22 protein-coding genes are annotated in these 22,079 nt (G+C 71.9%); 12 read left to right on the forward strand and 10 right to left on the reverse strand.

The window, feature by feature from the left end; genetic code table 11:
• The first annotated feature begins 13 nt into the window (after positions 1-13).
• Positions 14-289 (forward strand): chaplin, encoded by a 276-nt coding sequence (locus tag ACFWVC_RS25695; RefSeq protein ID WP_384290608.1) that lies wholly within the window; start codon positions 14-16, stop codon positions 287-289.
• Positions 290-377: 88 nt separating this feature from the next.
• Here ACFWVC_RS25695 and ACFWVC_RS25700 read toward each other — a convergent pair whose 3' ends face one another.
• Genes ACFWVC_RS25700 through ACFWVC_RS25710 form a run of 3 tightly spaced genes read right to left on the reverse strand, consistent with a single transcriptional unit; the run spans position 378 to position 3,663 of the window.
• Positions 378-1,475, reverse strand: a complete 1,098-nt coding sequence (locus ACFWVC_RS25700; RefSeq protein ID WP_384290610.1) for a threonine aldolase family protein — start codon at positions 1,473-1,475, stop codon at positions 378-380.
• Positions 1,454-2,218 carry an SDR family oxidoreductase gene (locus tag ACFWVC_RS25705; protein ID WP_384290696.1) on the reverse strand — a complete coding sequence of 255 codons (765 nt, stop codon included), beginning with the start codon at positions 2,216-2,218 and terminating at the stop codon, positions 1,454-1,456. The genes ACFWVC_RS25700 and ACFWVC_RS25705 overlap by 22 nt, the downstream gene beginning before the upstream one ends.
• A 26-nt stretch (positions 2,219-2,244) precedes the next feature.
• Positions 2,245-3,663, reverse strand: a complete 1,419-nt coding sequence (locus ACFWVC_RS25710) for a DUF6421 family protein (RefSeq protein WP_384290613.1) — start codon at positions 3,661-3,663, stop codon at positions 2,245-2,247.
• Between the two features lie 228 nt (positions 3,664-3,891).
• Between ACFWVC_RS25710 and ACFWVC_RS25715 the strand changes: the two genes are divergently transcribed.
• Positions 3,892-4,587 carry a glycerophosphodiester phosphodiesterase gene (locus tag ACFWVC_RS25715; RefSeq protein ID WP_384290615.1) on the forward strand — a complete coding sequence of 232 codons (696 nt, stop codon included), beginning with the start codon at positions 3,892-3,894 and terminating at the stop codon, positions 4,585-4,587.
• An 88-nt stretch (positions 4,588-4,675) separates the two neighbouring features.
• Here ACFWVC_RS25715 and ACFWVC_RS25720 read toward each other — a convergent pair whose 3' ends face one another.
• Both ACFWVC_RS25720 and ACFWVC_RS25725 read right to left on the reverse strand, forming a co-directional pair.
• Positions 4,676-5,221: a GNAT family N-acetyltransferase gene (locus ACFWVC_RS25720; RefSeq protein ID WP_384290617.1), complete on the reverse strand. Its 546-nt coding sequence runs from the start codon at positions 5,219-5,221 to the stop codon at positions 4,676-4,678.
• A gap of 38 nt (positions 5,222-5,259) precedes the next feature.
• Positions 5,260-6,141, reverse strand: coding sequence for a hypothetical protein (locus ACFWVC_RS25725; RefSeq protein WP_384290620.1), 882 nt, complete (start codon positions 6,139-6,141; stop codon positions 5,260-5,262).
• A 73-nt stretch (positions 6,142-6,214) separates the two neighbouring features.
• Between ACFWVC_RS25725 and ACFWVC_RS25730 the strand changes: the two genes are divergently transcribed.
• On the forward strand, positions 6,215-6,601 hold the full coding sequence (locus ACFWVC_RS25730) for a VOC family protein (RefSeq protein ID WP_384290623.1): 387 nt from the start codon (positions 6,215-6,217) through the stop codon (positions 6,599-6,601).
• On the opposite strand, the gene ACFWVC_RS25735 is transcribed toward ACFWVC_RS25730, so the two are convergent.
• Positions 6,598-8,385 (reverse strand): SpoIIE family protein phosphatase, encoded by a 1,788-nt coding sequence (locus ACFWVC_RS25735; RefSeq protein ID WP_384290625.1) that lies wholly within the window; start codon positions 8,383-8,385, stop codon positions 6,598-6,600. The two genes, ACFWVC_RS25730 and ACFWVC_RS25735, sit on opposite strands and share 4 nt — an antisense overlap.
• 469 nt (positions 8,386-8,854) lie before the next feature.
• Here ACFWVC_RS25735 and ACFWVC_RS25740 point away from each other — a divergent pair, with 469 nt between their 5' ends.
• The 3 genes from ACFWVC_RS25740 (at position 8,855) to ACFWVC_RS25750 (ending at position 11,864) form a co-directional block, all read left to right on the forward strand.
• Positions 8,855-9,766, forward strand: coding sequence for a LysR family transcriptional regulator (locus tag ACFWVC_RS25740; RefSeq protein ID WP_384290628.1), 912 nt, complete (start codon positions 8,855-8,857; stop codon positions 9,764-9,766).
• A 141-nt stretch (positions 9,767-9,907) separates the two neighbouring features.
• The gene (locus ACFWVC_RS25745; protein ID WP_384290631.1) at positions 9,908-11,071 is read left to right on the forward strand and encodes a CaiB/BaiF CoA transferase family protein; all 1,164 of its coding nucleotides are present in this window, start codon (positions 9,908-9,910) and stop codon (positions 11,069-11,071) included.
• A 25-nt stretch (positions 11,072-11,096) separates the two neighbouring features.
• Positions 11,097-11,864 (forward strand): crotonase/enoyl-CoA hydratase family protein, encoded by a 768-nt coding sequence (locus tag ACFWVC_RS25750; RefSeq protein ID WP_384290633.1) that lies wholly within the window; start codon positions 11,097-11,099, stop codon positions 11,862-11,864.
• A 331-nt stretch (positions 11,865-12,195) separates the two neighbouring features.
• On the opposite strand, the gene ACFWVC_RS25755 is transcribed toward ACFWVC_RS25750, so the two are convergent.
• The 3 genes from ACFWVC_RS25755 to ACFWVC_RS25765 are packed head-to-tail and all read right to left on the reverse strand — an operon-like array spanning position 12,196 to position 15,600.
• Complete coding sequence (locus ACFWVC_RS25755) at positions 12,196-13,428, reverse strand: CaiB/BaiF CoA transferase family protein (protein WP_384290636.1); 1,233 nt, start codon at positions 13,426-13,428, stop codon at positions 12,196-12,198.
• Between the two features lie 5 nt (positions 13,429-13,433).
• Positions 13,434-14,648 carry an acyl-CoA dehydrogenase family protein gene (locus ACFWVC_RS25760; protein ID WP_384290639.1) on the reverse strand — a complete coding sequence of 405 codons (1,215 nt, stop codon included), beginning with the start codon at positions 14,646-14,648 and terminating at the stop codon, positions 13,434-13,436.
• A gap of 1 nt (position 14,649) precedes the next feature.
• Positions 14,650-15,600 carry a 3-hydroxyacyl-CoA dehydrogenase NAD-binding domain-containing protein gene (locus ACFWVC_RS25765; protein WP_384290642.1) on the reverse strand — a complete coding sequence of 317 codons (951 nt, stop codon included), beginning with the start codon at positions 15,598-15,600 and terminating at the stop codon, positions 14,650-14,652.
• A 535-nt stretch (positions 15,601-16,135) separates the two neighbouring features.
• Between ACFWVC_RS25765 and ACFWVC_RS25770 the strand changes: the two genes are divergently transcribed.
• On the forward strand, positions 16,136-16,744 hold the full coding sequence (locus ACFWVC_RS25770; RefSeq protein ID WP_384290645.1) for a DJ-1/PfpI family protein: 609 nt from the start codon (positions 16,136-16,138) through the stop codon (positions 16,742-16,744).
• Between the two features lie 15 nt (positions 16,745-16,759).
• On the opposite strand, the gene ACFWVC_RS25775 is transcribed toward ACFWVC_RS25770, so the two are convergent.
• The gene (locus ACFWVC_RS25775) at positions 16,760-18,217 is read right to left on the reverse strand and encodes a PLP-dependent aminotransferase family protein (RefSeq protein ID WP_384290648.1); all 1,458 of its coding nucleotides are present in this window, start codon (positions 18,215-18,217) and stop codon (positions 16,760-16,762) included.
• Here ACFWVC_RS25775 and ACFWVC_RS25780 point away from each other — a divergent pair.
• From ACFWVC_RS25780 to ACFWVC_RS25800, 5 genes are all read left to right on the forward strand, one after another.
• Positions 18,216-19,142: a DMT family transporter gene (locus tag ACFWVC_RS25780; protein ID WP_384290651.1), complete on the forward strand. Its 927-nt coding sequence runs from the start codon at positions 18,216-18,218 to the stop codon at positions 19,140-19,142. The genes ACFWVC_RS25775 and ACFWVC_RS25780 overlap by 2 nt on opposite strands.
• Positions 19,143-19,235: 93 nt before the next feature.
• Positions 19,236-19,832: a DUF5134 domain-containing protein gene (locus ACFWVC_RS25785; RefSeq protein WP_384290653.1), complete on the forward strand. Its 597-nt coding sequence runs from the start codon at positions 19,236-19,238 to the stop codon at positions 19,830-19,832.
• Positions 19,833-19,897: 65 nt separating this feature from the next.
• Complete coding sequence (locus ACFWVC_RS25790) at positions 19,898-20,839, forward strand: M56 family metallopeptidase (protein WP_384290656.1); 942 nt, start codon at positions 19,898-19,900, stop codon at positions 20,837-20,839.
• A gap of 10 nt (positions 20,840-20,849) precedes the next feature.
• A complete protein-coding gene (locus ACFWVC_RS25795; protein WP_384290659.1) occupies positions 20,850-21,557 on the forward strand; it encodes a phosphatase PAP2 family protein in 708 nt (235 codons plus the stop codon).
• Positions 21,558-21,659: 102 nt separating this feature from the next.
• Positions 21,660-22,070, forward strand: coding sequence for an ester cyclase (locus tag ACFWVC_RS25800; protein WP_384290662.1), 411 nt, complete (start codon positions 21,660-21,662; stop codon positions 22,068-22,070).
• The last annotated feature ends 9 nt before the right edge of the window (positions 22,071-22,079 follow it).

Below are 22,079 nucleotides of genomic sequence, written 5' to 3' on the forward strand. Positions count from 1 at the left end.
GAAGGAGAACGCCATGAAGCGCATCGCGAAGGCCGCGGCCGTGTCCGCCGTCGTCGGTGTGACCGTGCTCGGTGCCGCCACGAGCGCCGTCGCCGGCGGCTACGGCGGGGGCTACGGCGGCCGCGGCGGCGGTGCCAACGCGCGGGCCGCCGCGATCGGCTCGCCCGGCATCCTGAGCGGCAATGTCGTCCAGGTGCCGGTCAACATCCCGATCAACGTCTGCGGCAACGGCATCAACGCCGTGGCGCTGCTCAACCCGGTGGCCGGCAACGTCTGCGTCAACCGCTGACACCACGAGACGGCGCGAGGGGCGTACCGGAACCATCCGGTACGCCCCTCGGCGTTGCACCGCTTCAGCCGCGGATTCAGCCACCGCTTCAGGCGGATTGCGCGGCCATCTCCTCGGCCAGCGCGGCCGCGAAGGAGTCCACGTCCTCCTCGGTGGTGTCGAACGAGCACATCCAGCGCACCTCGCCGGTGGACTCGTCCCAGAAATAGAAGCGGTAGCGCTTCTGTAGCCGCTCGCCGACCTCGCGCGGCACCAGCGCGAAGACCGCGTTCGCCTGGACCGGGCGGACGACCGTCACGCCGTCCACGGCGCGCACGGCCGCCTCCAGGCGCCGGGCCATCGCGTTGGCGTGGCGGGCGCTGCGCAGCCACAGGTCGCCCGTGAGCAGTGCCTCGAACTGCACCGAGACGAAACGCATCTTCGAGGCGAGTTGCATCGACAGCTTCCGCAGGTGCTTCATCGCCCGGACGCGTTCCGGGTTCAGCACCACGACGCACTCGCCGAACAGCAGGCCGTTCTTCGTGCCGCCGAAGGACAGCACGTCCACACCCGCGTCGGTGGTGAACTCCCGCAGCGGCACACCGAGGGTGGCGGCCGCGTTGGCGATGCGCGAGCCGTCCAGGTGGACGGCGAGTCCGCGCTCGTGCGCGTGGTCGCAGATCGCCCGGATCTCCTCGGGGGTGTAGCAGGTGCCCAGTTCCGTGGTCTGGGTGATCGAGACGACCTGCGGCTGGGCGCGGTGCTCGTCGTCGAGGCCCCAGGCCTCCCGGTCGATCAGCTCGGGGGTGAGCTTGCCGTCCGGGGTGGGCACGGTGAGCAGCTTCAGGCCGCCCATGCGCTCCGGGGCGCCGCCCTCGTCCACGTTGATGTGGGCGGAGGCCGCGCAGATCACCGCGCCCCAGCGCTCGGTGAGCGCCTGCAGCGAGACGACGTTGGCGCCGGTGCCGTTGAAGACCGGGAACACCTGCGTGCGCGGGCCGAAGTGGGCGCGGAAGACCTCCTGCAGGTGCAGGGTGTACTCGTCCTCGCCGTAGGCGACCTGGTGGCCGCCGTTGGCGAGGGCGATCGCCGCCAGCACCTCGGGGTGGACGCCCGCGTAGTTGTCGCTCGCGAAGCCGCGCACCCGCGGGTCGTGGTGGCGGACGGCGTCCGTCGGGAGATCGGTCACGGGCGGGGTGTCAGCCACAGGCGGGTTCCGTTCACTTCCTCGGCGGGCCGGCTCCACACGTCGGCGATGGCGTCGGCCAGCTCGGTCACATCGGTGAAGCCCGCGAACTTGGCGTTCGGGCGCTCCTTGCGCATCTCATCATGCACGAGCGCCTTGATCACCAGCACGGTGGCGGCGGCGGTCGGGGCCTGCTCCCCCGCCGCCTTGCGGAAGGAGTCGCCGAGCGCCAGCGTCCACGCCTCGGCGGCGGCCTTGGCGGCGGCGTACGCCGCGTTGCCGGCCGTGGGCTTGGTGGCGCCGGCCGCGCTGATCAGCACGTACCGCCCGGCGGGCGCGGCCAGCAGCGCGTCGTGGAAGGCCAGCGAGGTGTGCTGGACGGTGCGGATCAGCAGCTTCTCCAGGAAGTCCCAGTCCGCGAGGTCGGTCTCCGCGAAGGACGCCGAACCGCGCCAGCCGCCCACGAGGTGGACCATCCCGTCGACGCGGCCGTGCTCCTTCTCGATCCGGCCGGCCCACTCCTTGGTCGCGGACAGGTCCAGCAGATCGACGACGTCCCCGGTGATGACGGCGCCGCCCGCGTCGAAGCGCGCGAGGTCGACCGCCTCGGCGAGCCGTTCCGGATTGGCGTCGGCGCCGACGACCCGGGCGCCCGCGCGGGCGAGCCGCTGGAGGGTGGCGCGTCCGGCGGGGCCGCCGGCCCCCGCCACCGCGATCACGGCCCCGGCCAGGGGTCCCCTGGCCGCCTCGCTGGCTTCCGTCATCTCCGCCGCCTCCTCAGCTGTGTCGGTCACGCGGCCACCGGGCCCGTGCCGTGGGCCGTGATGCCCTTGGTCGAGGCGATCACATTACGAAGCTTCTTGGCCAGGGCCTCGTAGAACATGCTGAGCGGAAACTCGTCCGGCAGCACCTCGTCCACGAGCTTGCGCGGCGGCAGGCCGAGGTCCAGGGCCTCCGGGCCCTTGGCCCACACCGAGCCGGGGTGCGGGGAGAGGTAGCCGGCGACGAGGTCGTAGGCGGCGAACCAGTGCACGAGTTTGGGGCGGTCGATGCCGAACCGGTACAGCGTCTCGATCTCGGCGCACAGCTGGTTGGTCACCTGCGGGGCGAGCTCCCAGTCGATGCGGAGCTTGTTGTCGGTCCAGCGCAGGGCGTCGTGCTTGTGCAGGTACGCGAAGAGCAGCTGGCCGCCGAGCCCGTCGTAGTTGCGGACGCGGTCGCCGGTGACCGGGAAGCGGAAGAGGCGGTCGAAGAGGATCGCGTACTGGACGTAGCGGCCCATGCCGTGTCCCTCGGCCTCCAGCTTCACGGCCTCCTTGAAGGTCGTGAGGTCGCAGCGGAGCTCCTCCAGGCCGTACATCCAGAACGGCTGGCGCTGCTTGATCATGAAGGGGTCGAAGGGCAGGTCACCGTGGCTGTGGGTGCGGTCGTGGATCATGTCCCACAGCACGAAAGTCTGCTGGCTCAGGTCCTGGTCGGCGAGAAGTTCCTCGGCGTCCTCGGGCAGCTCCAGGCCGAGGGTGTCCACGGCGGCGCGGCTCACGGCGCGGAAGCGGGCGGCCTCGCGGTCGCAGAAGATGCCGCCCCAGGTGAAGCGCTCGGGGGCCTCGCGGACGGCGACGGTCTCGGGGAAGAGCACCGCGGAGTTCGTGTCGTAGCCGGGCGTGAAGTCCTCGAAGGTGATCGGCACGAACATCGCGTTGTCGTAGCGGGTGCGCTCCAGCTCGGACAGCCACTCCGGCCACACCACGCGCAGCGCGACGGCCTCCAGGTTGCGGTCCGGGTTGCCGTTCTGCGTGTACATCGGGAACACCACGAGGTGCTCCAGGCCGTCCGTGCGGTCGGCGGCGGGGTGGAAGGACAGCAGGGAGTCCAGGAAGTCGGGGACCTCGTAGCCGCCGTCCGACCAGCGCCGCAGATCCTTGACCAGGGCCTCGTGGTACGCGGTGTCGTGCGGGAGCAGCGGGGAGAGGTCCTCCACGGCGCGGACCACGCGGTCCAGGGCGCCGTCGACGACGGCGCGCCGCGGCGCGTCCTGCGCGGAGAAGTCGATGGAGCCGTCCTTGAGCTGCCAGGGGCGGATCTCCTCCACCGCCTGCTTGAGGACCGCCCAGGCCGGGTGCCGGACAACGCCGCCGCCGGACACACCGGTCCCACTGGTGCCCGCACTGTCGTTCGATGCCGTCGCCGGCGACAGAATTTCCGTCATGACCCCTCCTTCACAGAAGAACCTCTTGTATGGCCACCGTATATAGGGCTGCTTCTTCCGTTCAAGTGGAGCCGGAGGAAAATCTTCCGCTCAAGGCCTCCCTCGCCGCGATTCTTCCTGCGGACGGGCGCGTCGTTCACCCGGCGTTCGGCCCGTCGCAGCAAGGGCCCGGTAGGCTGCGGATGTCCGCCGAACCTGCGCAAGCACCAGCACCGGAAGCGAACCGCTTTGAGCTTCTTCACCGTCGGTCACCGCGGTGTCATGGGCGTCGAGCCCGAGAACACCCTCCGCTCCTTCGTCCGCGCCGAGCGCGAGGGACTGGACCAGATCGAGCTCGACCTGCACCTCAGCAAGGACGGCGCCCTGATCGTCATGCACGACGAGAAGGTCGACCGCACCACGGACGGCTCCGGCTTCGTCTCCGACCTCACCCTGGCCGAGCTGCGCGGTCTCGACGCGGGCCGCGGCGAGCGGGTCCCGGTCTTCGAGGAGGTCGTCGACGCGGTCGCGGCGCCCATCCAGGCGGAGATCAAGGACGTCGCCGCCGCGCGCGTCCTCGCGGACGTCCTGCGCGAGCGCGACCTGGTGGAGCGGGTCGACGTGCTGTCGTTCCACGACGCGGCCCTCGCCGAGATCCGCGAGTGCCTGCCGGAGGTCCGCACCGTCCTGGTCGCCGAGGGCCCGATGGGCTCGGAGATCATCCCCCGTGCCCAGGCCGTCGGCGCCCGCCTCGTCAGCCTCAGCCTGCGGCGCATCAGCCTCGCCCTCGTGCAGGAGTGCCACCGCGCCGGCATCTCGGTGATCGCCTGGACGGTCAACACCCCGCGCGAGCTCGCTCTCGCCCACGCCCTGGGCCTGGACGGCGCGGTCACCGATGTCCCCGAGGTCAAGCGCGCGATCGAGACCGGCCTCACGGACTGGTAGCCGGGCCGGCGACGCGCCGGACGCGGACGTCCGGCATGCGGGATCGCCGTTTATCGGGGCTTCGTACGCGACGCCGTCGGTCCGTTGCTCAGCCGAGCTTCTTCACCAGCAGCTCGAAGGCCAGGTCGTCACGGGTGGGCAGGCCGAAACGGGCGTCGCCGTACGGGAAGGGGCTGATCGAGCCGGTGCGCTCGTAACCGCGGCGCACGTACCAGGCGATCAGTTCCTCGCGCTGGGTGATCACGGTCATGTGCATCGCGTCGGCGTCCCATTCCTCACGCGCGAAGCGCTCCGCCTCGGCCAGGACGATCCGGCCGAGGCCTGCGCCCTGCAACCCGGGGCGGACGGCGAACATGCCGAAGTAGGCGTGCCCGTCGCGGTTCTCCAGCTGGCAGCAGGCCACGATCGCGCCGTCCGACTCGACCACGACCATCCGGCTCCGCTCGCCGCCGACGACCGCCGCGACGCCCTCGGGGTCGGTCCGCTGCCCCTCCAGGAGGTCCGCCTCGGTCGTCCATCCGGCCCGGCTCGCGTCGCCGCGGTACGCCGACTCGACGAGCGCGACGAGCGCCGGGACGTCGGCAGGGGTCGCCGTGCGGAACCGGGGGGTGACGACGGGCGGTGCGCTCTCCATGACGGGGGTCCTCTCGGGTGCGGCGGGTCGTCCCGAGGCTAACCGGTCGCGGCGGGTGCCGGAACAAAGCCCCTGGCCTGTGCGTGGGCGACGAACTCCGCGGGCGGCGCGCAGCCGTGGACGCGGGCCCAGTGCTCCCACGCCAGGTCCCAGGTCCAGGTGCCGTCGGTGGCCAGGCCGGGGCGGACCATGTCGTACGGGTCCTGCGCCAGGGGGTCCGGCGCCCAGCTGGCCGCGATCACGATGAGGCTGCCGCCGGCCAGGTAGCGGGCCATGGGGTCGCGCAGTTCCTCGGCGAGGCTCCCGGGGACCAACTCGACGTCGGGCCCGTCAGGCAACCCGGTTGTCTCGAACATGTCGAGTACCTCGGCCTCGCCGGCCCGGAACGGGGCGCGGACGAGGACTGGCCGGCCCTGGGCCGCCGGGTTGGCGGGCCAGCGGGCATAGCCCTTGCCACCGGCGTTGCCCGGCACACGGCCGTTCCGCGCGGGCGGTTCCGGGATCTGCACGGACACGGAGAAACCGGCAGCCTCCAGGCGGGCGGCCAGCATCCTCAACTCGACCTCGGTGCCCTTCACGCCGTCCCCCGCGAGGTCGCGCAGGCGGGTGCGGACCTCCGAGAGCGGCACGCCGAACAGCTCACGCACGGTCTTGAGCGCGGCGGCCCCCGCGCCGCCGGGCCGCGGCTCCGCGCGCAGCACCGCCTCTCCGTGGGCGGCGATCAGCGCCTCGCGCACGTACCACGGGGCCTCATGGCGTCCGCACTCCTCGCTCCGGGACCCGCACGCCGAGCACGATCCACCGACGCTCCAGTGGAGAACGCCGTTGATGGCGATCTCGCCGGTCTCGAAGCGGGCCTCGACACCGCACCCCGGGCACGTCCGGTACAGCGGGGCGATCGAGGCGGGACCGTGAGCCATGTGGTCAGGGTGTCGCACGCGGGCCGGACGTGTCAGGCGGTTTTCCCGGGGGCATCTGGGTAGCTTCGCGGCCATGGTGAACGTACTGAGCAGCCGGATCCTCCTGCGGCCCACGGATCCGGAGCGTTCGCGGGCCTTCTACCGTGACGACCTCGGGCTCGCGATCTACCGGGAGTTCGGGCCCCGTGAGACGCGCGGCACGGTGTTCTTCCTCGGCGGTGGGTTCCTGGAGGTCTCCGGGCACGCGGGCGGACCACCGGCGCCGGGGCTGCAACTCTGGCTCCAGGTAGCAAATGTGACGGAGACTCACATCGAGCTGGCACGGCGCGGCGTGCGCGTGGTGCGGGAGCCGCGGCAGGAGCCGTGGGGGCTCGTGGAGATGTGGATCGAAGATCCGGACGGCGTGCGCATCTGTCTGGTCGAGGTCCCGGAGGACCATCCACTCAGGTACCGGCCCTAGGCTGCCTCGGGGAGGGCGAGTTCGGCCCAGATGGTCTTCCCGTCGGGCCGTTGCCTCGTGCCCCAGCGCTCGGCGAGCTGCGCCACGATGAAGAGCCCGCGCCCGCCCTCGTCGAACATCCGGGCCCGGCGCAGGTGGGGCGCGGTGTTGCTGCTGTCGGACACCTCGCAGATCAAGGTGTCCTGCCGGATGAGGCGCAGTTCCACGGGGCCCGTGCCGTAGCGGATGGCATTGGTGACCAGCTCGCTGACGACCACCTCCGCGGTGAACGCCAGGTCGCGGAGATCCCAGCCCGTCAGCCGGGACGAGGCGAGGTCGCGAGCGTGGGCGACCTCGGCGAGATCCTCGGTCAGCTCCCAGGCGGCGGCGTGCGTCGCGTCGAATTCCCGGGTGCGCACGATGACGAGGGCGACGTCGTCCCGGGAGCTTCCCTCGGCCTGTGTGCTCAGGACGTGGTCGCACATGGCCTCCAGCGAGGGGATCGGCTCGGACAGGGCTTTTTGCAGGCGCTCCAGTCCTTCGTCCGGACTGTGCCCGGGGGACTCGATGAGGCCGTCGGTGTACAGGGCGAGGAGGGTGCCCCGGGGCAGTTCCAGTTCGGCGGTCTCGAAGGGGAGTCCGCCCACGCCCAGCGGAGGACCGGCGGGGATGTCGAGGTACTCGACGGCCGATCCCGGACCCGCCACGGCGGGTGGCGGGTGGCCGGCCCGAGCGGCCACGCAGCGGCACGAGACCGGGTCGTAGATCATGTACAGGCAGGTCGCCACGATCCCGCCGGGATCCGATCGCGCGTCGCAACTCCCGTCCTGGGCCCCGCCCATCTCCGTCCGGAATCGGGTGACGATGTCGTCGAGGTGGGTGAGCAGTTCGTCGGGCGGGAGGTCGACGTCCGCGAGCGTGCGCACCGCGGCGCGCAGCCGCCCCATCGTGGCCGCGGCGAGCACACCGTGCCCGACCACGTCGCCCACCACCAGGGCGACCCGGGCACCGGAGAGCGGGATGACGTCGTACCAGTCGCCGCCCACTCCCGCGTGGAGGCCGGCGGGCACATAGCGGGTCGCCGCCTCCACCGCCGGCAGCTTCGACAGCACATGTGGCAGGAGGCTTCGCTGAAGCACCAGGGAGGTGTTGTGCTCGCGGGTGTAGCGACGGGCGTTGTCCACGCACACCGCGGCTCGTGCCCCGATCTCCTGCGCCAGGAGCAGGTCGTCGGCATCGAAGGGATCCCGGTCCCCGGAACGCGTGAACAGAGCGGCACCGAGGGTCACCCCCCGCGCGCGCAGGGGGACCGCCAGCGCGGAGTGCGGCGCCTTCATGCCGGCGCCGGCGGCGCCGGTAATCCGCATCAGCATGGGGTCGCCGGTCACCAGGCCGAGAGTCGGCGCCGATCCTTCGCGGTAGACGACGACGTCGCCGGTCCGGACGTCGCCCATGGCTTCGGCCGAACCCGCTTGGGCCGTGCGGCGAAGCGTGATCGTCTCCATCCCGGGCTGAAGGACGGGTTCCTCGCCCTGGAGCACACAGTCGAAGAGGTCCACGCTGGCGTGGTCCGCGAAGCCGTCCACCGCCACTTCCGCCAGTTCCTCGGCGGTACGGGCCGCGTCGAGGGTGCCGCCGACACGGGCGCCGGCCTCACTCAGCAGCGCCAGGCGCTCGCGGGCGATCATCAGGCGCCTGAAGCGTCTCTCCCCCGCCACACGGATCCGGCAGACGACCAGGCTGACGCCCAACGCGACCGCCAGCGCCGTGACGGTCGTGACCTGGCTGGTACGCCCCCATGTCATCGAGGAGGACTCCGTAGACGGCGACGGCGGCGGCCAGGTTGAACAGCCCCACGACCAACGTCTGTCGCACCGGCAACAACGCGCTCGCCACCACGGGGATCAGTACGGCGTACCCCGCGATGCCCAGGACCTGCAAGCCCGCAGCGGCCAGCGCCAGTCTCAGGACCGAGATCAGCACAACGCTCAGAAGCAGAACGGCGAAGCTTGTGTTGCGCCGGACTGTTCGCACGCGGGACACCTCCCGTGCCCGGGGGCGGGCCCGCGCCTTCGCCCCTCGCGCCGTAGTCTCTCCGTTTGGCAAAAATATTCCTTTTGGGACATTTGTTCCATAGGAGGCGGCACACGCCTCCGGCCGGCGCACACGCCGACGCACGCCGACGCACGCCGACGCACGCCGACGCACGCCGACAGCCACCCACGGTGCGCCCCGGCCCGGCTCCGGAGGGCGGAGCGGGGTTAACGTACAAGGGTGGAGATATTCCATTTGCGTTATTTCGTGGCGGTCGCGGAGGAACTGAACTTCTCGGCGGCGGCGCGCCGGCTGCACATGGCCACTTCGCCACTGAGCCAGCGGATCAAGGACCTCGAGCGCGAGCTCGACCACCGGCTGTTCGAACGCGACACCCACTGCGTCACGCTCACGCCGGCCGGCGAGGCGCTGCTGCCGATCGCGCGAGACGTGCTGGAGCAGATCAATTCCGTTCCCTGGCGGCTGCGTGCGGCCACCACCTCGCCGGGGCGCAGCACCCTGTTCGTGGGCATCCCTCTCGGGGTGCACCCCAGGCTGCGGGACCTCGCCGACACGCTCTCCGAGCGGGTCGGCGAGAAGCACGAGCTCATGTGCTGGCCGGGCTCCTCCAAGGCGCTGGCCACGGGCGTGAGCGAGGGCAAGCTCGCGCTCGCGCTGGTGCGGCTGCCGGTCGCCGACCCCGCGCTCGAGCTGCTGCCCGTCATGACGGAGACGCTGGGAGCGGTGGTGCCGGCCGACCGGTTCGCCGGCCGGGACTCCGTGGCACTGGCCGAACTGGCCGACCTCAGCTTCATCGTGGCCCCCAAGGAAGGCAGACCCAGTTACTTCGACCAACTGGACCGGGAATTGTTCGAGCGGGGCGTCAGAAAACGGATCGACCTGACCGACACCGACTATTCCGGAATCGCCGAAATAATTTCGAACGGGATGGCCTTCTATTTCTCGCTGCTCAACCCGGACAGCCCCCTGCACGGCTACGCGAGAAAGAACACACGGGTCCTGCCCTTCACGGACTTCGAACGCCGCCTGGAGACCGTCCTGATCTGGCGTCGCGACCGGGCCTCCGGCGGCGACCTGGACGAACTCGTCGACATGGCCCGGGAGGTCTTCGCCGAGCCGTTCCACGTCTGAGCGACCGGCGCCCGAGGGGCCGGCAGGATACCGGCGTGACCGCTACGGTCACGGCGATATCAGCAATTCGATGATTCCATGGTCCGGAATTTCCGTTTAGCGTTCACGGCGTAGCCAACCACGGCGCGAAAGGACGCGACAATGGCGGACCACCACTCCCCCGGCCCTCTCGACGGCGTGCGGGTCATCGACCTCGCGACCGTGGTCATGGGCCCCTACGCCGCACAGATCCTCGGAGACCTCGGCGCCGATGTCATCAAGGTCGAGTCGCCCGCCGACTCCCTCCGGATCGGCGAGTACCGCAAGACGCCGGGCATGACACCGCTGCGTCTCAACGTGAACCGCAACAAGCGCAGCGTGGCCCTCGACCTGAAGGCCGAGACCGGGCACGCCCAGGCCCTCGCACTCATCCACAGCGCGGATGTGCTGATCACCAACATGCGTCCCCGCGCGCTCGCCCGGCTCGGCCTGACCTACGACGACCTCGCCGCCGCCAATCCGGCGCTCGTCTACGCGCACGCGGCGGGCTTCCGCGGCGACTCCGACCGGGCCGACGCCGCCGCCTACGACGAGACCGTGCAGGCCGCCTCCGGGCTGGTCGACATCGTCAACCGCACGCTCGGCACGCCGCTCTACCTGCCGACCATCCTCGCCGACAAGGTCTCCGGTCTCACCATCGCCTACAGCGTCCTCGCCGCCCTGGTGTACCGGAACAGGACCGGGCACGGCCAGCAGATCGAGATCCCGATGGCCGACACGCTGCTCGCGTTCAACCTGATCGAGCATCTCGCGGGACACACCTTCGAGCAGGAGACCAGTCCCACGGGCTACTGGCGATCGCTGTCGCAGCACCACAAGGCGCGGCGCACCAAGGACGGGCTGGCCGCCGTGGTCCCGTACACACCGCGGAACTACCGCGACTTCTTCGCCGCCGCCGGCCGTCCCGACCTGGTCGCGGACCCACGGGTCAACGGCCCCCACCTGAACCCGGCCGACGCCGACGACCTGTCCGATCTGGTCGACGAGTGCGCGCCCGCGCTGACCACCGCCGAGTGGACCGAGGTGTGCGCGAAGCACAGCATCCCCATGGGGCCGGTCCTGGAACTGGACCGGTCGCACGAGGACCCCTACGTCCGCGAGGGCCACCTCCTCGAGACGTTCATGCATCCGACCGAGGGCCCGGTGCGCACCATCGGGGTCCCGGTGAGGTTCTCCGCCACGCCCGGCTCGATCCGCCGCCTGGCCCCGGTTCCGGGCCAGGACACCGCGGAGGTCCTCGCCGAGCTGGCCGCGGCCACCCGCTGAACCGGCGAAAACGACAGGAGAATTCATGAGTACCAGCGAAGTACGCGCGCAGCGGGTCGGCTCGGCCCTGCTGATCACCATCGACCGCCCGGAGGCACGCAACTCGGTGAACGCCGCCGTGGCCGCCGGCCTGGCCGCCGCTCTGGACGAACTGGAGGCCGACACCGCGCTGCGGGCGGGCGTCCTGACCGGCGCGCAGGGCACGTTCAGCGCCGGAATGGACCTGAAGGCCGCGCTGAAGGGCGAGTCGCCCACCATCGCCGGCCGCGGCTTCGGCGGCCTGACCGAGGCCCACCTCACGAAGCCGCTCATCGCGGCGGTGGAGGGCTTCGCCCTGGGCGGCGGATTCGAACTCGCCCTGGGCTGCGACCTCATCGTCGCCGCGCAGGACGCGAAGTTCGGCCTGCCCGAGGTCAAGCGCGGTCTCATCGCCGCGGGCGGCGGCGTGATCCGGCTGCCCAAGCGTCTCCCCTACCACCTGGCCATGGAGTTCCTGCTCACCGGCGAACCGGTGAGCGGGGTCCGTGCGGGAGAGCTCGGCCTGGCCAACCGGGTCACCGCACCCGGCGAGGCGGTGGCCACCGCGCTGGAACTCGCCGAGCAGCTGGCACACAACGCCCCGCTCGCACTGGCCGCGGTGAAGAGCCTCACGCGAGCCGCCGATGGCGTACCGGAGGCCGAAGCGTTCGCCCTGCAGCGCGAGACGATGAGCACGCTGATGGCCTCGGCCGACGTACAAGAGGGCATGACCGCCTTCGCCGAGCGCCGCCCCCCGCGGTGGACGGGGAAGTAACCCGCCGGCCGGTCAGGCCCGGCAACGAGAGCCCCCAGCGGCCCAGGACCTCGCGGTCCTGGGCCGCGGCCGTTGTCCGCCCGTCACCAGGACGGTGCCGCCTTCCGGCAGGCGGCCGGCGGGCGGCGGGCGGACGCACTCACCCCAGTCGGCACGAAGGGGTGGAGTCTCCGCGCATACGCACACGCTCCCGCACACGCACACGCACGAACGGCGCGACCGAGCGGATGTCGCTCGAGTCACGCCGTTTCGCCACGTCTTCGCGGCCGCGGCGACCACGCATCCCGGAGGATGGTGGTTCGCCGTCCACGGTGTCCTTCGGACGCCGTGCTCACGCCGCCTTCTGAGTTCCCGTCGTTCCGGGGATCGCTCCCTGCGCACGGAGCCGGGTGATTTCGGCGGGGCCGAATCCCAGCTCGGCGAGGATCTCGTCGTTGTGCTCGCCCAGGTCGGGCGCCCGGCTCGCCGGCACCTTCGGCACCCCTCGGAGGGTGACGGGGCTGTTGACGGTGTACTCCAGCCCGTTGACGCCTTCCAGAGGCACGACGATGTCATTGGCGCGCAACTGCGGGTCCTGGGCGGCCTCTTCGGGCGTCTGGATGAGGCTGTAGTTGATCCGTTCCCGGGCCAGGGCCTCCTTCCAGTGGGCAGAGGGCCGCGAGCGGAACGCGGCGTCGAGCAGCTCGCCCAGCGCGGCGGCGTTCTTGACGAAGCCCTCGATGCCCGCGAAACGGGGATCCTCCGCCAGTTCGGGGCGCCCGATGGCTCGCGACAGTGCGGGCCAGTGCACATACGAGGTCGCCAGCATGAACCAGCGTCCGTCGGCGGTCTGGTAGGGGTTGGTCAGCGCGTTCACCGGCGCGGTGCGGTCGTGCAGCTCGAACGGTGTGCCGCCGGCCAGGGCGCCGGCCACGAGTGTGCCCGTGGCCCAGACGCCCGTGGCGAGCAGCGACGTGCCGACGTCGGCCCCCAGTCCCGTCCGCTCGCGGCGGTACAGGGCGGTCGCGATCGCCGCGTAGATGGCGACCGCCGACGTGTAGTCGCCGCTGCCCCAGACCGGCACCGTCGGCGCGCCTCCCGCGTCACGGGTGGAGGCCAGCAGTCCGCTGCGCGACCAGTACGCGGTCAGGTCGAAGCCCGGCTGCCTGGCGTCGGGGCCGGCGTCCCCGAAGCCGGTGAGGTCGGCGTAGACGACCCTCGGGTTCCAGCCCGACACCTCGTCGTAGCCGAGGTGCAGCTTCTCGCGTGTGCCGTGCGGGAAGTTGGTGATCACCACGTCGGCCCATTCGACCAGGCGCTTGAGGACGTCGCTGGTCGCGGGGGACTTGAGGTCGATCGCCATGCCGCGCTTGTTGCGGTTGGCCAGGTGCCAGCCGTAGTTGGCCTGCGCCCGGGGGCTGGGCGGGACGAAGCTCAGCAGCCGCTGGGGGTCGCCCTTCCCCGGGGGTTCGATCTTGATGACGTCGGCCCCGAAGTCGGACAGTATGGTGGCCGCGGCCGGTCCCGCGATGTAGGTCGCCGCGTCGAGGACCTTCAGGCCGGTGAAGACGGATTCGGTGGTCATGGCCGTCACCCCACGAAGGCGCTGTGGCCGGTGATGGACTTGCCGACGATGAGGGTCTGCATCTGGTGGGTGCCCTCGTAGGAGTACAGCGCTTCGGCGTCGGAGAAGAACCGGGCGATGTCGTAGTCGAGCACGATGCCGTTGCCGCCGAAGATCTCCCGGCTCCAGGCGACGACCTCGCGCATGCGGGCGGCGACGTACTCCTTGGCCAGCGCGGACTGCTCGTCGCGGAAGATGCCCTGGTCCTGGAGCCGGGCGAGCTGGACCAGCATGCCCCAGGAGGCGGTGATGTTGCCCAGGCTCTTGACCAGGAGGTCCTGCACCATCTGGAACTTGGCGATCGGACGGCCGAAGGCGATGCGCTCCTTGGCGTAGTCGAGCGCGAGTTCATAGGCACCGATCATGACGCCCAGCGCCTGCCAGGCCACTCCGCTGCGGGTCTGGCGCAGGACCTCGCCGACGTCCCGGAAGCCCCTCATGTTCTGCAGCCGGTTCGCCTCCGGCACATGGACGTCGGTCAGGGTGATCTCGGCGTTCTGCACGATCCGCAGTGCGATCTTGCCCTCGATCTTCACCGGCGAGAAGCCGGGGGTGCCCTTCTCGACGACGAAGGCCTTGACCTTGTTGTCCTCGACGTCCCGGGCGAAGACCACGACGTAGTCCGCGAAGGTGGCGTTGCCGATCCACTTCTTGGCGCCGTTCAGTACCCAGGTGTCGCCCTCGCGCCTGGCGGTGGTGCGCATGCCGCCGGAGACGTCGGAGCCGCCGAGCGGCTCGGTCAGGGCGAACGCGCCGATCTTCTCCATCGTGGCCATGGCGGGCAGGAACCTGTCGCGCTGTGCCTGGTCGCCGCCGTAGTAGATGGAGTAGAAGCCGAGCCCGTTGTGGACGCCGAAGAAGGTGGCGGTCGAGGCGTCGACGCGGCCGAGCTCCATGGCGAGCGTTCCGCTGAGCAGGTGGCTGATGGCCGGCTTGTGCTCGCCGTAGCCCTCGTAGGCCAGGGCGGCCAGTCCGCTGCCGCGGAACTTCTCGATGAACTCGAAGGGGAATTCGGCCTTGCCCCAGTACTCGTTGACCAGCGGCTTGATCTCCTTGGCCAGGAAGGTGCGGGCCTTGAGCAGTATCTCGCGTTCCTCGTCCGAGAGCAGCGACTCGTAGAGGTAGAAGTCGGCGGCCAGCTGGTCGTCCACCTGGGTGGGGAGGGTGGCGTCGATGGTCATGTCAGTTCTCCTTGTCGAGCTCGGTACGGCGGACGTCTTCCAGGGCGGACAGGACGGCGAGTTGCCTGCGGTCGCGGGCCTCGGCGAGTTCGGTGTACGGCGTGGAGGCGTAGGCCTTCTCCACCGCTTCGATGACCTGCTCCCGGTCCTGGGGGTCTTGTGAGGGCCGGCCGAGGGCCAGTTGCCCCATGGACTGGCCGATGTGCGCGCTCATGTGGCGGTAGCCGCCGGGGCCGCCGCCCAGGTGTGAGCCGAGGAACGGGCCGACCGTGGCCCAGCGGACGCCGAGCGAGTGGGTGACGACGGTGTCCAGGTCCTCGGGCGTCACCACGCCCTGCTGGACGAGGTAGACGGCCTCCCGGCTGAGCGCGCTCTGGAGCCGGTTGCCGACGAAGCCGGGGATCTCCCGGCGTTCGACGACGGGGGTGCGGCCGACGGCGGTGTAGAAGTCGACGGCTGCCTGCACGGCCTCTTCTGTGGTGCGTTCGCCGGGTACGACCTCGACGAGCGGCATCAGATGCGGCGGGTTGAAGGGGTGCCCGATCAGGACGCGGCCGGCGTCCTCGAGCTCCGTGGTGAAAGCGGTCGCCGGGATCGCCGACGACGAGCTCAGGAGCAGCGCGTGTCCGGGGGTCTCCCGGACCAGTCGCGCGAACAGCTCCTTCTTGAATTCGACGCGTTCGGGCCCGTTCTCCTGCACGATGTCCGCGTCCCGGACGGCTTCGGTGACGTCGGCCGCGAGGTGCACGCGGTCGGCGAGGCCGTCGGTGTCCAGACCCTGGGCGGCCAGGTGCGGGGCGAATTCGGCGAGCGCCTCGTCGGTGGCCTCCTTCAGGTCCGGACGGGGATCGCTGACGTGAACGGTGAGGCCGTGTGCGGCGAACAGTGCCGTCCAGGACAATCCGATGGTGCCCGCGCCGATCACGGCGGCGGTACGGAATGGGCGTGTCATCGCCCGTCCTCCTTCGCGTCGTTGAGGTGGTCGAAGACCGGCTCGACAGGGGCGGGGGCGATCACCCGCGGCCCGTCGAAAGGCCCGGACACATGGGATTCCGCCATCGCCTCTTCCTTTCGCGCTGCGTTTTGCCGTCCTGCCGTCCTGTCGTTTTGCCGTATCTGACACGCAACGCTAATCGGGAGGGCCGGCGGACGGAATCATCAAACCGGGAACGGCGACGTGACCGCAGCGGTCACACCGCTTCGGAATTTTCCCGGCGGCGCTTTCTTTGAATTGATTGCCGCCGGCCAGGCGGCGGCGTCCGACGTGGGGCGATATTCGCGCTTCGGACCCCGGCCGCGAAATACCGGGGACCGTGTTCGCCTCGCCAGAATTCACGTAAGCCGAGTTTCCGCACCTGGTGCCGTACGAATTCGGGCGACGTCACGGGGATCGGACGCCGGCGGGCATGCCACCATCCGCGGATTGGCTCTCGACCTGGAACAGCGGTCCGGGGAGACTGCACATCTGCCGTACTGAAGGAGTTGTGATGCAGGTAGCCGTGGTCACCTTCGACGGGTTCAACGAACTCGACAGTTTCATCTCCGCCGCGCTGATCAACCGGTGCCGCAAGGACGGCCTGGAGGCCTTCATCACGACGCCGGCCCCGGTCGTCACGTCGATGAACGGCGTCGAGGTGAGCGGCCAGCGCCCCATGGAGTTCGTGACCGAGGCCGACGTCGTGCTGATCGGCAGCGGGGTGAAGACCCGCGACGTGGTCGCGGACGACCGGCTGATCTCCATGCTGCCGCTCGACCCCGCACGGCAGCTGATCGGTTCCCAGTGCTCGGGCGCGCTGGTGCTCGCGCGGCTCGGCCTGCTGGAGGGCATGCCGGTGTCCACGGACATGAAGACCCGGCCCTTCGCCGAAGCCCTCGACGTCACCGTGCTGGACGCCCCGTTCCACGCGGAGGGGAACATCGCGACGGCCGGCGGTTGCCTGGCGTCGCAGTATCTGGCCGCCTGGGTCATCGCCCGCACGCTCGGTGAGGACGCGGTACGGGAGGCCTTCGGCTACGTGGCTCCGGTCGGCGAGTACGAGGAGACCGTCGAGCGCGCCCTGCGCGCCGTCCACGCGGGCGAGGCCGCACTGCGCTGACGGCCCCTCGGCCGTTCAGGCGGCGTCCGTGACGCCCGTCTCCGCGCACGCGGCGGCGAAGCGCCGGACGCCGTCGGCGATCTCGTCGGTGCCGGTCGTGTCGGCGAAACTGAGGCGGACGTACGGGGCCGGGGCCTCGGCGGCGAAGTAGGGGCGGCCGGGGGCGACGGCCGTGCCCGCGCGCAGGCTTGCGGCGGCGAGCGCGGTCTCGTCGGTGCCGTCGGGGAGGCGGAGCCAGAACTGGTAACCGCCGCTGGGTGCCCGGACGGCGGCGGCAAGGGCGGGCAGATGGCGGTGGAGGGCGGCGAGCATCGCGTCACGGCGCTCGTGCAGGCCCGCGGAGACCGCGCGCAGGTGGCGCGGCCAGGCGGGGGCGCCGACGAGTTCGAGGGTCGCCTCCTGAAGCGGCCGGGGCACGAAGAAGCTGTCGACGACCTGGATCGCGCGCAGGCGTTCCATGACCGGCCCGCGGGCGACGAGTGCGCCGACCCGCAGGCTGGGCGCGGTCGGCTTGGTCAGCGACGTGACATGGACGACGGCGCCGTACGGGTCGTCTGCGACGAGCGGCGGCGGGAGCGGCCCTCCGTGGCCGAGGCGGCGCGCGAAGTCGTCCTCGATGACGAACGCGCCGGCGGCATGGGCGATCTCGGTGACGCGGCGCCGCCGGCCGGCGGCGAGCACGGTACCGGTCGGATTCTGGAACAGCGGCTGGCAGAAGAAGACCCGGGCGCCGGTCGCGGCGAAGGCCTCGGCCAGCAGGTCGGGCCGAACGCCGTCGTCGTCCATGGGCACCGGTACGGGGCGCAGTCCGGCGGCGCGGGCGACCGCCAGGGCGCCCGGGTAGGTCGGCGACTCCACGAGCACCGGGGCGCCGGGCGGCGCGAGGGCACGCAGCGCGGTGGTGAGCGCGGCCTGTCCGCCCGCGGTGACCAGGACGTGGGCGGGACCGAAGTCGCCGCCGGGGCCGCCTGCCTCGCGTGCGAACCAGGCGCGCAGCGCGGTCAGCCCCTCCAGCGGGGGCCGCTCCCATGCGCCGGGACGGCGGGCGGCGCGGGCGAGGGCGGCGCCGAGTGCCTGCTCGGGCTGGAGGGAGGGGTGCAGGTAGCCGCCGTTGAAGGCGATGACGCCCGGCGGCGGCACCGCGAGGCTGGTGGTGACCCCGGAGGCGTCGACGACCCGCGGCGCGGGTTCGCCGTGCTGTTCCTCGGCCGTGAGGGCCACCTGCTGCCAGGAGGTGTCGGCGGCGTGGGCCTCCCCGGTCCTTTCGTGCGCACGGTAGGCACCGGCGCCGGGTCGGGTGACCACGAGCCCTTCGGCGGCGAGGGCGGCGAGGGCGCGGGAGACGGTGACCGGGGAGACGCCGAACCGTTCGACCAGGGCACGGCTGGACGGCAGCTTCTCACCCGGAGAGTAGCGGCCCAGCTCACCGCGGAGGGATTCTGCGAGATTGCCAGAACTGCTACCGTCATTCATGACAGCACATAATAGCGCTACTACTCCCGCGCCGATAGCGGTCGACGGGCGCCTGACACCCCGTGGCACGGCTCTCGGCGGCACCGTCCTGGCCGGCCTCGGTGTCGTCGCCTTCTCCCTCACCTTCCCCGCCACCCACTGGGCGCTGGCCGGCTTCGGCCCCTGGACGACGGCGACGGTCCGGGCCGTCCTCGCGGCCGCCGTCGCGGGTGTGTGCCTGGCCGTGGAGCGCGCGCCGCTGCCGGAGCGGCGCCACTGGGCGGGGCTCGCGGTCGTGGCGGCCGGGGTCGTACTGGGTTTCCCGCTGCTCACGACGCTGGCGCTGCGCACGACGGGCACGTCGCACGCCGCTGTCGTCGTCGGCGCGCTGCCGCTGGTCACCGCCGCGCTCGCCGCCGTGCGCGTGGGAACGCGGCCCTCCCCGCTGTTCTGGACCGCGGCCGTCGCGGGCGGTGCGATCGTGGTGGGGTTCGCGCTGTGGCAGGGCGGGGGCACGCCGACGACCGGCGACCTGTTCCTCTTCGCGTCGCTCGTGGTGTGCGCGGCGGGCTATGTGGAGGGCGGGCGGCTGGCCTCCGTGATGCCGGGCCGGCAGGTGATCGGCTGGGCGCTCGTAGGGGCGCTGCCGCTGACCGTGCCCGCGGCGGTGGTCTCGCTGTCCGCGGAGACGCCGCACGCGGACGCCCAGGCGGTCGCCGGGCTGGTGTGGGTGTCGCTGGTGTCGCAGTTCCTCGGGCTGATGGTCTGGTACCGCGGGATGGCCGCGATCGGCGTCGCCCGCGCCAGCCAACTGCAATTGGCACAGCCGCTGCTGACGCTGGTGTGGGCGGCCGCGCTGCTGGGCGAGGACCTGGGGGCGCTGACCGCGCCGGCGGCGGTGGCGGTGCTCGTGTGCGTCGCCGTGACGCAGCGTGCCCGCGGCTGACCCCGTGCCGCGCCCCCCTATGCCCCCATGCGCGGGGGTTCGCGCCGCCGGGCGGGGGCATCCTCCGGTGAGGAGCCGAAGGGGGGTCGGGTCATGCACGGACCACCGCTGGTGGCCTGGCTGCTCGTGGCGCTGGGCGCGGCGACGGGTGCCTACTGCCTGGTGCGCACACGGCCGGGCTGCCCGGGTGCGGCGCGCAAAGAACGTGAAGAACGCGAAGAACGGAGCGTGGCACGCGCCGAGGCGCTGATGGGCGTGGGCATGGCGGTCATGGCGGTGCCGGTCTCGGTCCTGGACCAGCCGTCGTGGGCGGCGGCCGTCCTCGCGCTGGTCTTCGGTGTGGCGGCGGTGCGCTCACTGCTGCTGGCTCGGCACCACGCGCACCACCGGCACCACGCGGTGGGCGCGGCCGCGATGGTCTACATGGCCGCCGCGATGGAGGGCGCAGGCGGGTCGGCGCACGCGGGGCACGGCGCGATGGGCGCGCCTTTGCTGACCGGGCTGCTGCTGGTGTACTTCGCGGTCTACGTGCTGGCCGCGGGCGTGCGCCTGGTGTCCGTTCCGGTCGCGTCGGCGACGGGAGCGGCCGGGGCCACGCGCGCGGTCGCGGTGCGGCACGCGCCCGAGCTCGCCTCGGCGTGCCGGGTGTCGATGGCCATCGGGATGTTCGCCATGCTCTTGACGCTGTGAGGCGTACGTCACTTTAGGGCGCGGCAGCGTACCGAGGGCCCGCGGCGCCCTCATAGTGTGGCGCTATGACGGTCCCGTTGGTGCTGCTGCTGCTCGGTGCGATGGCGGCGGCCGCGGCGCCGCGACTGCTGACCCGGGCCGGCTGGCCGGAGCGCGAACCCGTCCTGGCCCTGTGGGTGTGGCAGTGCGTGGTCGGCGCGGTGCTCCTGTGCTGCTTCCTGGCGATGGCGCTGACCGCGTCCGCCGCGTGGGAGTGGCTGCGCGGTGGGCTGTTCGCGTTCGCGCCGAGCGGGGTGGTGGAGGCGTACGGGCTCTCCGCCTACGGTCCGTGGGCGGGGTATCTGGCGGTTCTGCTGGCCTGCGGCGGCGCCTGGACGGCCGCCATGCTCGCCCGTGAGATCCGCACCGCGCGCGCCCGCCAGCGGAGGCGGCGCGCCGAACTGCGGGTGCGTTCGCCGCGGCTGCCCGGCGAGGCGGCGGCCTCCGGGGAGCGGCTGGTCGTCTTGGAGGACGAGCGGCCGGAGGCGTGGTGGCTGGCCGGCCAGCGGCCGCAACTGGTCATCACCACCGCCGCCCTGCGCCGTCTGAAGGGTCGTCAACTCGACGCCGTCCTCGCGCACGAGCAGGGACACGCCCGGGCCCGGCACGACGTACTGCTGCACTGCGCGGGCGCCCTGGCGGCGGGCTTCCCGCAGATCCCGGTCTTCGCGGGCTTCCGCCACCAGGTGCACCACCTGATCGAACTGGCCGCCGACGACATCGCCTCGCGCCGCTTCGGCGGGCTCACGACGGCCCTCGCACTGGTCGAACTCAACGAGGACCGGGGGGTGTTCGGGCCCGGGTCCGCCCCGCACGGCCATCTGCCCGGCCGCGTCAGCCGGCTGCTCGACCCGGCGCCGCGGTTGTCCCGGCTCGGCCGCGCCCAGGCCTCCGCCTGCGCCCTGCTCATCCCGTTCGTGCCGCTGCTCGTCGCGTTCGGCCCCGGAATCGGCGCCGCGTTCACGTAATCTCGGGCGCATGCACGCCCCACCCGCCCCCGTTGTCACCCGGGGTGGCGGCCCGCGCACCGTGTGCCTGCGGTACTGCGCCGCGACGGCTGCCGTCTTCCTGCTGCTCCTCGCGCTCGTGGCGGGGCGGTGGGGCCCGCTGGTGGTGGCCGACCGGGATGTCGTCGTCGCGTTCCACTCCTTCGGGGTCCGTCACCCCGGCTGGACGCGGGTCAACCTCGTGCTGACGGACCGGGTCTGGGACCCGGCGACCCTGCGCGCCCTGATGGCCGCCTGCATCCTGTGGCTCCTGTGGCGGCGGGCCGGGCGGCAGGCGCTGTGGCTCGCCGTGTGCGGCATCCTGGGCTGGGTCCTCCAGCAGGCCGTCAAGGCGGCCGTGGGGCGACCGCGCCCCCACTGGCCGGACCCGCTCGACACGGCCGGCTACGCGGCCTTCCCGTCGGGGCACGCCATGACGGCCGCCATCGCCTGCGGGGCGCTGCTGTGGCTGTTCCTCCTGCGCCACCCACGAGCCGGGACCCCGTGGCGCGTCATCGCCTGGCTCCTCGCCGCGGTCTCCGTCGCCGGTGTCGGCCTCACCCGGATCTACCTGGGCGTCCATTGGCCCAGCGACGTCGTCGGCGGCTGGCTGCTCGGCGCGGCCGTCCTCACGGGGACCGCGGCGCTCTGCGAGCCCTGGCGCACACCGGCACCGCCGCTCCGCGGCCTGGACGTCTGACGCGGCGCGCGGCGTCCTGCGCGCCTACGGTGGAGAGTGGAAGGGGCGGGCACACGACCTCGGTCCGTGGGCGCCCGCGGTCCCGACGCCAGGGAGCACCACATGTCGCGCGAATCCAACCTCTCCATCCTGGAGCACTTCGGCTCGGCGGTGAACGACGGCCGGCTCGCCGATATCGACTCCTATGTGGCACCCGCCTCCGTCGACCACGACCCGGCGCCGGGGCAGGTCCCGGGCCCCGAGGGCTACGAGGGGATGTTCGCCGCGATGCGGACGGCCTTCCCCGATCTGCACATCGATGTCGAGCACGTCCTGACCACCGACGACGAGATCGCCTTCGCGTACACCGTCACCGGGACCCACCTCGGCGAGCTGATGGGCCACCCGCCGACCGGCCGCACGGTGAGCTACCGCGGCATGCAGATCAGCCGCGTCGAGGACGGCAAGCTCGTCGAACGCTGGGGCAGCAGCGACGAACTCGGCATGCTGCGGCAGCTCGGCCTCGCGGACTGACCGCGGGAC

This window comes from Streptomyces sp. NPDC058691 (genome assembly GCF_042714775.1).
Taxonomy (GTDB): Bacteria; Actinomycetota; Actinomycetes; order Streptomycetales; family Streptomycetaceae; genus Actinacidiphila.